The 12,728-nt window shown below is 76.0% G+C and carries 12 protein-coding genes; 10 read left to right on the top strand and 2 right to left on the bottom strand.

The window, feature by feature from the left end; genetic code table 11:
* Positions 1 to 4: 4 nt before the first annotated feature.
* Complete coding sequence (locus AB2L28_RS17645) at positions 5 to 1,111, top strand: NAD(P)-dependent alcohol dehydrogenase (protein WP_370720297.1); 1,107 nt, start codon at positions 5 to 7, stop codon at positions 1,109 to 1,111.
* Position 1,112: 1 nt separating this feature from the next.
* Here the strand turns inward: AB2L28_RS17645 and AB2L28_RS17640 are convergent, their stop codons facing one another.
* The gene (locus tag AB2L28_RS17640) at positions 1,113 to 1,604 is read right to left on the bottom strand and encodes a MarR family winged helix-turn-helix transcriptional regulator (protein WP_370720296.1); all 492 of its coding nucleotides are present in this window, start codon (positions 1,602 to 1,604) and stop codon (positions 1,113 to 1,115) included.
* 73 nt (positions 1,605 to 1,677) lie between these two features.
* Between AB2L28_RS17640 and AB2L28_RS17635 the strand changes: the two genes are divergently transcribed.
* The 9 genes from AB2L28_RS17635 (at position 1,678) to AB2L28_RS17595 (ending at position 11,119) form a co-directional block, all read left to right on the top strand.
* The gene (locus AB2L28_RS17635) at positions 1,678 to 2,913 is read left to right on the top strand and encodes an FAD-dependent monooxygenase (RefSeq protein WP_370720295.1); all 1,236 of its coding nucleotides are present in this window, start codon (positions 1,678 to 1,680) and stop codon (positions 2,911 to 2,913) included.
* Between the two features lie 44 nt (positions 2,914 to 2,957).
* Positions 2,958 to 3,572 (top strand): RNA polymerase sigma factor, encoded by a 615-nt coding sequence (locus tag AB2L28_RS17630; RefSeq protein WP_370720294.1) that lies wholly within the window; start codon positions 2,958 to 2,960, stop codon positions 3,570 to 3,572.
* Positions 3,559 to 4,383 carry an anti-sigma factor gene (locus AB2L28_RS17625; protein WP_370720293.1) on the top strand — a complete coding sequence of 275 codons (825 nt, stop codon included), beginning with the start codon at positions 3,559 to 3,561 and terminating at the stop codon, positions 4,381 to 4,383. The genes AB2L28_RS17630 and AB2L28_RS17625 overlap by 14 nt, the downstream gene beginning before the upstream one ends.
* A 76-nt stretch (positions 4,384 to 4,459) precedes the next feature.
* Positions 4,460 to 6,727, top strand: a complete 2,268-nt coding sequence (locus AB2L28_RS17620) for a putative bifunctional diguanylate cyclase/phosphodiesterase (RefSeq protein ID WP_370720292.1) — start codon at positions 4,460 to 4,462, stop codon at positions 6,725 to 6,727.
* Positions 6,728 to 6,781: 54 nt separating this feature from the next.
* On the top strand, positions 6,782 to 7,714 hold the full coding sequence (locus tag AB2L28_RS17615; RefSeq protein ID WP_370720291.1) for a metal ABC transporter solute-binding protein, Zn/Mn family: 933 nt from the start codon (positions 6,782 to 6,784) through the stop codon (positions 7,712 to 7,714).
* Entirely contained in the window at positions 7,711 to 8,526 is an 816-nt protein-coding gene (locus AB2L28_RS17610) for a metal ABC transporter ATP-binding protein (RefSeq protein ID WP_370720290.1), read from the top strand. The genes AB2L28_RS17615 and AB2L28_RS17610 overlap by 4 nt, the downstream gene beginning before the upstream one ends.
* Positions 8,523 to 9,425 (top strand): metal ABC transporter permease, encoded by a 903-nt coding sequence (locus tag AB2L28_RS17605; protein WP_370720289.1) that lies wholly within the window; start codon positions 8,523 to 8,525, stop codon positions 9,423 to 9,425. Before AB2L28_RS17610 ends, AB2L28_RS17605 begins: the two co-directional genes overlap by 4 nt.
* Before the next feature lie 44 nt (positions 9,426 to 9,469).
* Complete coding sequence (locus AB2L28_RS17600) at positions 9,470 to 10,102, top strand: FMN-dependent NADH-azoreductase (protein ID WP_370720288.1); 633 nt, start codon at positions 9,470 to 9,472, stop codon at positions 10,100 to 10,102.
* Positions 10,103 to 10,153: 51 nt separating this feature from the next.
* The gene (locus AB2L28_RS17595; protein ID WP_370720287.1) at positions 10,154 to 11,119 is read left to right on the top strand and encodes a phosphotransferase enzyme family protein; all 966 of its coding nucleotides are present in this window, start codon (positions 10,154 to 10,156) and stop codon (positions 11,117 to 11,119) included.
* Between the two features lie 93 nt (positions 11,120 to 11,212).
* Here the strand turns inward: AB2L28_RS17595 and AB2L28_RS17590 are convergent, their stop codons facing one another.
* A complete protein-coding gene (locus AB2L28_RS17590) occupies positions 11,213 to 12,331 on the bottom strand; it encodes a glycoside hydrolase family 6 protein (RefSeq protein WP_370720286.1) in 1,119 nt (372 codons plus the stop codon).
* Positions 12,332 to 12,728: the final 397 nt, after the last annotated feature.

Raw genomic sequence — 12,728 nt, 5'->3', positions numbered from 1 at the left:
CCACGTGCCCACCACCACCGAAGCCCTCGTCGTCGAACCCGGCGGGGCCCCCGTCCTCACCGAGGTCGACCTCGACGACCCGCGCCCGGACGAGGTGCTCGTCCGCACCGTGGCCGTCGGGTTGTGCCACACCGACCTCACCGTCGCCTCCGGCGCCCTGCCGTTCCCGCTGCCGGGGGTCCTCGGGCACGAGGGGGCCGGGGTCGTCGAAGCCGTCGGCTCGGCCGTCCGGGGGATCTGCGTCGGCGACGAGGTCCTCACGTCGTTCACCTCCTGCGGCGCGTGCCGGAACTGCCGCCAGGGGCACCCCGCCTACTGCGGGCAGTGGTTGCCGCTGAACCTGCTCGGCGGCCGCCGCGCCGACGGCAGCGCCACGATCACCCGCGCCGGGGAACCCCTCGGCGGGCACTTCTTCGGGCAGTCCTCCTTCGCCCGGCACGCCCTCGTCGACGAGCGCAGCCTCGTCCGCGTCCCGGCCGGGTCCCCCCTGCCGACGCTCGCCCCGCTCGGGTGCGGTTTCCAGACCGGGGCCGGGGCGGTGTGGAACGCGCTGCGTCCCGGGCCCGGTGACGCCGTCGTCGTGCTCGGCACCGGGGCCGTGGGCCTGGCCGCCGTGGCGGCCGCCGCCCTCACCCCCGCGACGCGGATCGTCGCCGTCGACCGCGTGGGGCACCGCCTGGAGACGGCGCGCAGGTTCGGCGCGACGCACGTCGTGGACACCTCCGCCCTCGACGGCGACCTCACCGCCGCCCTGGTCGACGTCACCGGGGGCGGCGCCGACGGCGTCGTGGACACCACGGGGGTCCCCGCGCTGCTACGCGCCGGGGTGGACGCGCTCGCGCCCCGGGGCAGCGCCCTGGCCGTGGGAGCGCCCCCGTTCGGCGTGGAGGTGGGCGTGGACGTGAACGGGTTGCTGCCGGGCCGGCGCGTGGAGGGGATCACCCTCGGCGACGGGGACGGCGCCACGCTGGTCCCGGCGCTGGTCGACCTCGTCGCGAGCGGGCGGATGCCCCTGGGGGAGCTGGTGCGGACCTACTCCTTCGAGGAGTTCGACGAGGCCGTCGCCGACATGCGCAGCGGGACGACGGTGAAACCCGTGCTCGTGCCCTGAGTCAGGGGTGCCGGGCGAGCAGGGCGGCCAACCGCACCAGGTACCTGCGGACGACCTCCTGCTCCTGCGGCGGCAGCTCCCGGGCCGCCGCGTCGATGTCGGCGACGACGGGGGTCCACACGGCGCGCTCGCGCTCGCGCGTGGTCTCGTCGAGGTGGACGACGACCCGCCGGCGGTCGGTGGGGTGCGCGACGCGGTGGACGTCACCGGCCTCCTCGAGCCGGTCGACGAGGGTCGTGGCCGAGGCCGTGCTGATGCCCAGGTGCCCGGCGATCTGGGCGGGGCCGAGCGGCCCGTACATGTCGAGCAGCCCCAGCGCCGTGGTGTCCGTCGCGCTGCGCCCGGCGCCGCGGGCGATGCGGTTGCCCAGTTCCCGCGAGGCGTGCACGACCTCGCGCACGGCGACGACGACGGGCGAGATCCCGGGGACCATCTCCTGCGCCACCTCGTCGCCCACCTCGTCGCCCACCTCATCGCCCACCTCGTCCGCCACGGACGCCTCCCCAAGTTGCTAGACAGTCTAGCTACCAGTTCACTGAACGACATCGACTCACCAGGAGGATCGCATGTCGTCCCGGCCCCACCGCGGAACGGTTCTGGTCTCCGGCGCCGGCGTCGCCGGCCCGCTGCTCGCCCACTGGCTCGACCGCGCGGGTTTCGCGGTCACCCTCGTCGAGCGCGCCCCCGGCCGCCGCGAGGAGGGGCAGAACGTCGACGTCCGCGGCGCGGCGCGGGAGGTGTTGCGCCGCACGGGTGTCGAGCAGGCCGCCCTCGCCGCCCACACGACCGAGGAGGGCACCGCGTTCGTCGACGAGCACGGCCGCCGCCGCGCCGTGCTGCCCGCCGCGCAGGGCGAGAGCGACGGCGCCACCGCCGAGCTGGAGATCCTGCGCGGGCAGTTGTCGGGCCTGCTGCTCGACCTGCCCGCGCAGCGGACCGAGCACGTGTTCGGCGACCACGTCACGGACCTGGCCGAGCACGCCGACGGGGTCAGCGTGACGCTGGCCTCCGGCGAGCGCCGCGAGGTCGACCTCGTCGTCGTCGCCGAGGGCGTGGGGTCGCGCACCCGGGGCCTGGTGTTCCCGGGCGACCACCTGCGCCCGCTCGGCATGTACTGCGCCTACGTGACGATCCCGCGCACGCCGGACGACGACCGGACCTGGCGCTGGTACAACGCGCTGGAGGGCCGCAGCGTCCACCTGCGCCCCGACAACACCGGCACCACGCGCGCGCTGCTGAACTTCCTCTCCCCCACCCGCGGCCTCGCCGACCTCGACGCCGGGGCCCAGACCACGGTGCTGCGCCGGGTGTTCCGCGGCGCGGGCTGGGAGACCGACCGCGTCCTGGCCGCCCTGGACGACACCCCGTTCCACTTCGAGGACCTCGCGCAGGTGCACCTGGACCGCTGGAGCAGCGGACGCGTCGTGCTGCTCGGCGACGCCGCGCACTGCGCCTCGCCGATCAGCGGCCTGGGCACGACGCTCGGCCTCACCGGCGCCTACGTCCTCGCCGGGGAACTCGCCACGGCGCTCGCCCGGGGCCGCTCGCACACCGACGCCTTCGCCGCCTACGAGCGGCGGGTGCGGCCGTTCGCCACCCGGGCCCAGGCCCTGCCGCCGGGCACGCCGGCGCTCGCCAACCCCCGGTCGCGCCGGCACCGGCGGGCGTTGTGGGCGGGCGCCCGGGTGCTGACGAGCCGACCCGCCCGCGCGCTCGGCGGCCTGACCGGACGGTTCACGCACCCACCGGCCGACGCGTTCACCGTGCCGGACTACCCGGACCTGCCGGGACGGGCGGCCTGAGCTCGCCGGGTGGCGGGCCGGTGGGGCCGCCCTACGGTGGTGCCGTGAGCCCGCGGCCCGACTCCCCCGCCGGGACGGGCCGGTCGAGCGACTGGTCCGCGCCGGCCGCGTGGGACGACGCCGACGTCGGGCACGCCGTCCGGGCGGGCGACGAACGGGGCCTGCGGGAGGCCTACGAACGCTTCTCCCCCCTCGTCAACGGCCTGGCCCGGCGACGGCTCGGGGAGCAGGACGCCCAGGACGTCGTGCAGGCCGTCTTCGTGGCCGCGTGGCGCTCGCGGGGCAACTTCGACCCCGGCCGGTCCACGTTCGCGGCCTGGCTCGTCGGCATCACCCGGCACCGCGTCGCCGACGCCCTCGCCCAGCGCCACCGCTCCGAGGTCGTCACCGAACCCGACCGGCTGACCGGCGGGGCCGCCGACGCGCTGCACGAACCGCTGCCGCAGGACGCCGCGGCCGACCGGGTGGTCCTGCTCGCCGAGATCGACGAGCTCGGGGAACCCCAGCGCACCCTCGTCCGGCTGGCCTTCTTCGACGACCTGACGCACGCCCAGGTCGCCGCCCGCACCGGTCTGCCCCTGGGCACCGTCAAGAGCCACCTGCGCCGGTCCCTGCACCGGCTGCGCACCCGTCTGGAGGCCGACAGTGCAGCCTGCTGACGGTGCCGGGACGCCGCACCTGGACGAGGACGAGGCGGTGCTGGCCGGGCTCGGCGAACCGCTGGGTGCCGCCGCCCGCCGGCACCTCGCCGACTGCGGGCGGTGCCGCGCGGAGGTGGCCGACTGGGCCCGCCTGGGGGCGGCCCGGGTGGCCGACGACGTCGAGGCGCTCGCGCCGCCGCCGGGGACCTGGGACCGGATCGCGCACGAGGTGGGTCTGGACGGGACGACCCGGCCCGGGGACGGGCCCGTCGCGGTGCGCCCGGTCCCGCGGTCCGGCCAGGCGCCCGCCCCGGTGTCCCTGGTCGAGCACCGGCGCAGCCGGGCGGGCCGGGGACCGGACCGCCGCCTGGCCCTGCCCGTGGCCGCGGCCGCCGTCGCGGGTCTCCTGGTGGGCGGGGTGGGGGGCGTCGCGGGGTCGCGGCTGACCGGCGGGTCCGAGCCGGTCGCCGCCCGCTCGACGGTCGTGTCCTCGGCGACGTTGCGCCCCCCGGGCGCGACGGACGGTGGCGCCGGGGCCCCGGGGGGCAGCGCGCAGGTCGCCGACCTGGACGGCACCGTCCAGCTGCACCTCGTCGTGCGCGGTGTCCCCTCCCCCACCGACGGCTACCTGGAGGCGTGGCTGCTCGACGCCGACGGCGGGATGGTGTCGCTGGGGACGATGGCGGGCGACGACACGACCGTCACCGTCCCGGCCGGCCTGGACCTGTCCCGGTTCGACGTCGTGGACGTCTCGCGCGAGCCGCTGGACGGGGACCCGGGGCACTCCTCCGACAGCGTCCTGCGCGGCACGTTGTCCCGGCAGACGTGACCGGCGGGGTGCCGCCACCCGGGTGAGCCTGCCCCGCCCGTCTTCAGGACGGTGACCGCGGTACCGACGAGCCGGTGTGAGCAGCGTCCCCGGGCACCGTGCGGACCGCACCGCGCGGGCTGTGCTCCTCGCCTCCCTCGGGGTCGTCCTCACCGCGCTGGTGGTCCCCGGCCTCCGCTCACCCCTGATGCTCGTGGCGGTCTGGACCGCCCCGGTGCTGGTCCTGGCGGGCCGGTACCGGCACGACCCGGGCACCCGGGTGTGGTCGGCGGTGGCCGCGATGCTCACCTGCTGGGCGGCCGGCTTCACCGCCGGGCAGGTCCTGGGACGCCACCACGTCGCGGTGGTGGTCTGCATGGCCCTCGGGCAGGCCCTGGGCGCGTTCGTCGTGGGCCACGTGGTCGTCCTGTCCGTGCGCCACCAGGGCTCGGCCCGCGCCGCCGGCTCGGGCGGGTCCCTCGACGCGGTGATCGTCGTGACCGTCGGGGTCACCGTCGCGGCGCAGCTGGCGACCCTCGGCGTGATGACGCCGTACTTCGTGGTGGTGGCGAGCGTCGACATCGCCGTGGCGGGCGTCGTGGTGAAGTTCGCGCTCTCACGCAGCGGGCTGGGTCCGGCCTCGTACCTGGCGCTGGCCGGCGGGCTGTCCTCCCTGGTCTACGACCTGTCCACCGCCCTGGAGAACAGCCGCCTCGCCCAGCCCGGCAGCGCGGTGGGGCTGCTGGGGACGATCGCCGTCCTGGCCCCGGCGTGCGCGGCGGTCCACCCCCGCGTGCGGGCCGTGTTCGACCCGGTCACGTTCACGCGGCGGCGCCCGGACTCCACCGCCCTGCTGGGCCTGCTGCCCCTGGTCCTGCTCCCCGCCGGTCTGACGGTGGTCGTCAGCGCCTCCACCGGCACCCGCGCGGGGGTCGGGACCCTGCCCCCGTGGGTCGTCCCGGCCGCCGGGGCGCTGGTCGCCGCGCTGTGCCTGGTGCGGGCGGCGCGGGCGCTGCGGGTCACCGAACGGCTCGCCGGGCGCGACCCCCTCACCGACCTCGCCAACCGCCGCGGCCTCTCCCACGCGCACGAGCGGTGGGCCGGACCCGTCGGCCTGCTGCTGTTCGACCTGGACGGGTTCAAGCACGTCAACGACAGCCACGGGCACGACGTCGGCGACCTCATCCTGCTGGCCGTCCGGGACCGCGCGCTGACCGCCGTCGCGGGCCGCGGGCTCCTCGCCCGGCTGGGCGGTGACGAGTTCGTCGTCCTCGCGGCGCCGGAGCACCTGCGGGACGTGGCGGCCGACGTGCTGGCGGCGCTGGGCCCACCCGTGCGGCTGCCCTCGGTCCAGACCCGGGTGGGCGCCAGCATCGGGCTCGTCACCGCTGACGTCACCCCCGACGTCACCACCGACCCGGTGCCCCTGGCCGAGCTGCTCACCCGCGCCGACATCGCCATGTACGCCGCCAAGGCCGCCGGCGGTGACCGCGTCGTCGCCTTCACCCCGCGGATGCGCGACGCGGTCAGCGCGCGCTACGCCCTCGGCCACGACGTGCGCGAGCTCCTGGACGGCGCACCGGGTGCCGGCCGGCTCGACGTCCACCTGCAGCCCGTGGTGGACCTGCCGACCGGCCGCGTCGTCAGCGCCGAGGCGCTGGTCCGCTGGCAGCACCCGAGCCGCGGCCTGCTGACCCCCGACGCGTTCCTGGACGTCGTGACCGACCTGGGCCTGGACACCCGGCTCGACCTGGCGGTCCTGCGGACGACGGTCGGGCACCTGCGGCGGTGGCGGGACGAGGGGCGGCCGGTGCTGCCGGTCAGCGTGAACCTGACCGGCGCGAGCCTGGACGCCCCGGACCTGGCCACGACCGTCCTGGCGGTGCTGGCCGACGCGGGGGTCCCGGCGTCGTCGCTGCGCCTGGAGATCACCGAGCAGGAGGAGGTGGCCGTGTCCGGCCCGGCGGCGGCCTCGCTGGCGACGCTGGCCGAGGCCGGTGTCGTCGTCCTCCTGGACGACTACGGCACGGGGTTCACCTCGCTGGACTACCTCAGCCGCTTCCCCGTGCGGGTCCTCAAGCTCGACCGGTCCCTCACCGGCGGCCCGCGGCCGGGGTCCCCGTCCCCGTCCGCGGTGGCCGGCCCCCGCGCGGCCCGGCCGGTCGAGATCGTGCGCGCCGTGACGGCCATGGCCGCCCACCTCGGCCTCGACGTCGTCGCCGAGGGCGTGGAGACCGAGGCGCAGCGCGCCCAGCTCGTCGCCGCGGGCGTGGGCCAGGGCCAGGGCTACCTGTTCTCCCGCCCGCTGCCCGCCGCGGACTTCGCGCGGGCCCACCTGCCGCGGGCGGTCCCGGCGCGCACCTGAGGCCCACGGGCGTACAGTTCCTGCGAATCGTTCCCATCGTCAGGAAGCCGCCGCATGCTCTCGCGCCGCTCGACCCTCGCCCTCGCCTCCGTCCTCACCGCGGGGCTCGCCCTCGGCGCCTGCGGCGGCGGGGACGACACCTCCTCGCCCGCCGCGTCCTCCTCCTCCGACGCCGGCGGCCTGAGCATCGTCGCCTCGACGAACGTGTGGGGATCGGTCGCGAGCTCGATCGCCGGTGACGACGCGACGGTGACCTCGATCATCGACGACCCCAGCGCCGACCCCCACAGCTACGAGGCGAACACCCGCACCCAGCTCGAACTGTCCAAGGCGACCGTCGTCGTGGAGAACGGCGGCGGCTACGACGACTTCGTCGACACCATGCTCGCGGCCGCCTCCTCGAACGCGACCGTCCTGAACGCCGTGGACATCTCCGGCAAGGAGGCCAGCGCGGGCGAGGAGCTCAACGAGCACGTCTGGTACGACGTCGAGACGGTCCGCGAGGTCGCCCGGGAGATCGAGACCACCCTCGCCGAGGCCGCCCCCGACGACGCCGCCACGTTCGAGGCCAACCTGAAGACCTTCGAGCGGGGCCTGGACACCCTCGAGCAGAAGATCGAGGAGGACAAGGCCTCCACCGAGGGCAAGGCCGTCGCCATCACCGAACCCGTGCCGGGTTACCTGCTCGAAGCCCTCGGCACCGAGAACGAGACGCCCGAGGAGTTCTCCGAGGCCATCGAGGAGGAGAGCGACGTCCCGGTCGACGTGCTCCAGCAGACCCTGGCACTCTTCAGCGGGCACCAGGTCCAGGCCCTGGTCTACAACGAGCAGACCACCGGCCCGCAGACCCAGGAGGTCCTCGACGCCGCCAAGAGCAACGGCGTCGCGGTGGTGCCCGTGACCGAGACGCTCCCCGAGGGCGAGGACTACACGACGTGGATGACCGGGAACGTCGACGCGATCACCGCGGCGCTGACCCAGCAGTGAGGTCGGGAACCCCCGCCCTCCGCCTGAGCGGCGCGTCGTTGGCCTACGGCGAGCGCCGGCTCTGGTCGGAGCTGGACCTCGACGTCGCCCCCGGCGAGTTCATCGCCGTCCTCGGCGCCAACGGTGCCGGCAAGTCCAGCCTGCTCAAGGTCGTCCTCGGCCTGCAGCCCCTCGAACGCGGGACCGTCGAGGTCGTCGGCCGGCCCGTCCGGCGGGGGGACCGGCGCATCGGGTACGTGCCGCAGCAGAAGGGCCTGGACCCGGCGACCCCGCTGCGCGCCCGGGACTTCGTCCGCCTCGGCCTCGACGGCCACCGCTGGGGCCCCCTCGTGCCGTCCCGCCGCGCCCGCGAGAGCGTCGACCGGGTGCTGGCCGCGGTCGGCGCCACCGACTACGCCGACTCCCCCGTGGGCCGGTTGTCCGGCGGGGAGCAGCAGCGGTTGCGGGTCGCGCAGAGCGTCGTCGGCGACCCCGACCTGCTGCTCGCCGACGAACCCCTGCTGTCCCTGGACCTGAACCACGCCGCCGCCGTCAGCGCGCTGTTCCACGAGTCGCGGCTGCGCACCGGCGCGGCCGTCGTGTTCGTCACCCACGACGTGAACCCCGTCCTGCCGTACGCCGACCGGGTGCTCTACCTGGCCGGCGGCCGGTTCCGCGTCGGCACCCCCGACGCCGTCATGAACTCCGCGACCCTGTCGGACCTGTACGGCGCCCCCGTCGAGGTGCTCCGCTCCGGGGGGCGCGTCCTCGTCGCCGGCGGCGCCACCCCCAGCGAGCACCCGCACGCCCACGACCACGAAGAGGCCTCGTGATCCCCACCGCCCTCCCCAGCGCGATCGCGTGGGACCGGGTCTTCGACTTCTCCGACTACGGCGAACTGCTCGCCCTCGTGCACAACTCCCTGTACGCGGGGGCGCTGCTGGGGTTGATCGGCGGGCTCGTCGGGGTCTTCATCGTCGCCCGGGACCTGCCCTTCGCCGTCCACGGGATCGCCGAGCTCAGCTTCGCGGGAGCCGCCTTCGCCCTGCTCATCGGGGTGAACGTCGTCCTCGGCTCGCTCGTGGGGTCGGTGCTGGCCGCTGTCCTGTTCGGACTGCTGGGCAACCGGGCCCGCGAGCACAACTCCGCCATCGGGGTCCTCATGCCGTTCGGGCTGGGGCTGGGCGTGCTGTTCCTGGCGCTCTACCAGGGCCGGTCCGCGAACAAGTTCGGGTTGCTCACCGGGCAGATCGTCGCCGTCGACAACCCCCAGCTCGTCTCCCTCGCCGTCCTGTCCTGCGTGGTCCTCCTCGCCCTCCTCGCGCTGTGGAGGCCCCTGCTGTTCGCCTCCCTCGACCCCGACGTCGCGGCCGCCCGCGGGGTCCCCGTCCGGCTGCTGTCCCCGGCGTTCATGCTGGTGCTCGGGCTCGCCGTCGCGATGAGCGTGCAGGTCGTCGGCGCGCTGCTCGTGCTGGCGCTGCTCGTCACCCCCGCCGCGGCCGCGACGCGGGTGAGTTCCTCCCCGTTCGTCGTGCCGCTGCTGTCGGTGGGTTTCGCGCTGACGGCGACGGTGGGCGGGATGCTGCTGTCCCTGGGCTCCTCGGTGCCCATCAGCCCCTACGTCACGACCGTCTCGTTCACGATCTACCTGGTGTGCCGGGCGGTCGCCCGGGTGCGCCGACCACCGGCCCGAGCCGAGGCGCCCCACCCCGTCGTGGCCGAGGCCGCCTGAGCCTCGCGCCCCGGCGGCCCGGGGGCGCTGGGTAGCCTGCGCCCATGCCGCACCTGTTGCACCTGGACTCCTCCGCCGACCTCGCGACGTCGCGGTCGCGCGCCCTCACGGCGGCCTTCGCCCAGGCGTGGACCGGACGCGGGACCGACTTCACCGTCACCCACCGCGACCTGCACCGCGACCCGCTGCCGCACTTCGCGACCAACGAGCAGCACTGGCCCGCGGCCGACCGCCTGCCCGGTGCGCAGGTCCCCGCCGACCAGGACGCGCTGACGGCGCGGATCCACGCCGAACTGCTCGCCGCCGACGTCCTGCTCGTGGGTGCGCCGCTCTACAACTACACGGTGCCCTCGACGCTGAAGGTGTGGCTCGACCACGTCCACATCCCCGGCGCGCTGGCCGGTGAGGGTTCCCAGCCGCTCGCGGGCCGGCCCGCCGTGGTCGTCAGCTCCCGGGGCGCCACCTACGACGCGGGCAGCCCGACCGAGGGCTGGGACCACGGCGTCCCCGTCCTGCGGATCGTCCTCGGCGACTCCCTCGGCATGGACGTCCACGTCGTGCAGACCAGCGCCACGCTGGCCGACCGGCTTCCCGAGATGGCCGCCCTGCGCGAGCGCGGCGACGCCGAGTTCGCCGCCGCGCGCGAGGCCGCGCAGGAGCTCGCGCGCCGGCTCTGACGGTCCCCCGGGCCGGGCCGGGCCGGGCCGGGACGCCGGTACGGTCGGTCCGTGCTGCCGCCCGGGGTGTCGATGCTGTGGGAGGACGACGACCCGGCCGCGGCGCTGCGCGGACGGTTCGGGTTCACCGGCCTGACCGCCGTGACCGGCTGGCTGACCACCCTGCTGCGGGGTTCCTGGGACCTGGGGGCCGGGCCGTGCTCGCGCCTCGTCCTCAGCGGGGACGGCGCGGTGGCGTGGGTCTGCTCCGACGGCGGCGAACAGCTCGTCGTGAAGTGGTCGCGCGCGACGGACCGGTTCGACCGGCTGGACGCCACCACCGCCACCCTGGAGCACCTGACCGGCGCCGGCGTCCCGGTCGCGGCACCCCGGCGCGCCCGTGACGGGGCGTGCCGCGTCCGGGCCGCCGGACCCGCCGGCCCGCTGTCGACGGCGGTGTTCCCCGAACTCGCGGGCGACTGGCTCGACGTGTCCGACACCGCCGCCGTCCGCGACGCCGGGGCGTGGCTGGCCCGGACGCACGCGGCGCTCGCCGACCTCGACGACGCGGTCGCGGACCGGGTGCCGCCGCGCAGCGACGTGCCCCTGCCCGAGCGGGTCGGGACGTGGCTGACCGACGGCGACCCCGGGCACGTCCTGGACGCCTCCCGGCGGGTGGCGGGACTGCTCGCGACCGCCCCCGGCCCGCCCGGCGCACCGCAGGTCGTCCACGGGGACTTCCGCGCGGCGAACGTCCTGACGCGGGAGCACCGGGTCGTGGGGGTCCTCGACCTCGACGACGCCCACCGCGCCCACCCCGTCGAGGACCTGGCGCAGGCGTGCACGTACCTGACGACGCGGTTCCGGGACTGGCGGCCGACGCCGCCGCAGGTGCGGCGGGAGTTCCTGGCCGGGTACTGCGCGGTCCGGCCGCTGGACGCGGCCGAGCGGCACTGGCTGGAACTGCTCGCGCTGTGGTTCGGGGTGTGCGCGGTGCCCGGGCCGGGGGACGCGGCGGGGTGGGCGGCGGCGGTCTGAGACCACCTCCCACCGCTCGCGGCGGTGCCCGGACCCGGGGGTCCGTGGAGACGGCACCGTCGGGGGCAGGGCGGTGTCAGAGGCAGGGCGGTGTCAGTGGCCCGCCCACGGGTGACCCATGCTCGTCTGCATGACGAGGTCCAGCGCGTAGTCCGGCCACCACGTGCCGGCGGCGGGCTCCCCGGGACGGCAGCTGCCGTCGGAGTCACCGGGCACCTTGATCCACAGGTAGGCGTCCACCCGGGACGGCCCCGGGTCACCGGTGGGTGCCGGCCCGAGGGTTCGGCCCCGGGGGTTGCACCAGTTCAGACCTGAGTCGTCGTCGGTGGCCGGACCGACCCCGTTGCGGGAGGTGTCGACCACGAAGCGGGCCCCGTCGAGCCGGTCGGAGATCCTCTGCCCGAAGGCGGCGCTGTCCTGCGTCGACTGGAAGTTGGAGACGTTGACGGCGAAACCGGCCGCCTCCCCGACCCCGGAGGCCCGCAGCGCCTCAGCGAGCGCCGCCTCGTCCTGGGCCCAACCAGGGTTGCCCGCGTCGAGGTAGACGAGGGTTCCCGCACCCGCGCCGAGGATCCCCACCGCCTGGCTCAGCAGGGCGTAGCGGTCCTGCGGCTGCTCCCCGCGCACGGCGAGGCACCCGTCCAGCGCCTGGGCGACGGCGTCGGGTTCGAGGACGACCACGGCGGGTCGGTCGCCCACCCCCGCCGCCAGGGACCGCACCCAGTCCAGGTACGTGGCCCCGTCGGGGGCCCCGCCGTCGGAGTAGAGCCCGCAGTCGCGGCCCGGGATGTCGTAGGCCACCAAGACCGGCACCTGCCCGGCGGCCTGGGCGGCGGCGGTCAGCTCCGCGGCGCGCGCGGCGGGGTCCGCGCCGCCGGTGAACCAGACCGCTGTCGGCACCTTGGCCAGCCGGCGCAACCACACGGCCCGCGCATCGCCGGCCGCGTCCCACTCGCGCAGCTGCGCGGGTGCGTGACCGGCCGGGTCGACGAAGAACTCGGCGCCGGCGAGGGGCCCCGGGGCCTGCGGAGCACCGGTGCCCTGCCCGCCGCGGTCCCCGTCCGGGGGCAGGGCGTGGACGGCGACGGTGGAACCGGCGGCGACGACCAGCGTGGCCGCCGCGGTCGCGACCCACCGGCGGGCGGACCACCCCGGGCGGGCGCGCCCCGCCCGCCGGCGGGGGAGACGGCGTCGAGCTCGAGGACGGAGCACAGCGGGAGCCTCCGGGGAGGTGGGCCGGACAGGGACCGGCGGGGCGAGGGACGACGGGCGTCGACGGGGCGCGGGCACGTCGTGGAGAGGATGCCGCCTCGGCCACCCGGCCGGTTGCGGAACCACCCCGACCGGAGCATCGACGGGGTGCGGTGAACCGCGGAGAGCGTAACACCGCGACATCGGGTGACGGAGTGTTTCGAGGAGTGCGCCAGAACCACCCCGGGTGATTCATCGACCACGAGCAGTCAGTTTCGAGGCGGGCGGGTGTTTCTCGGCCCGATGGGTGTAACGCCTGACCCCGCACGACGATGCAGGTGAGACTGCTGCTCGGAGAATGCTCGGAGAAACGGTTGCGGCACAGTGTGTTTGTAACCGACTGATCACTCCCAGCAAC

Origin of the sequence: Kineococcus mangrovi (assembly GCF_041320705.1) — a bacterium.
Classification (GTDB): Bacteria; Actinomycetota; Actinomycetes; order Actinomycetales; family Kineococcaceae; genus Kineococcus; species Kineococcus mangrovi.
The sequence above is the reverse complement of the archived record's forward strand: the minus strand, read 5'-3'. Positions and strand labels throughout refer to the sequence as shown.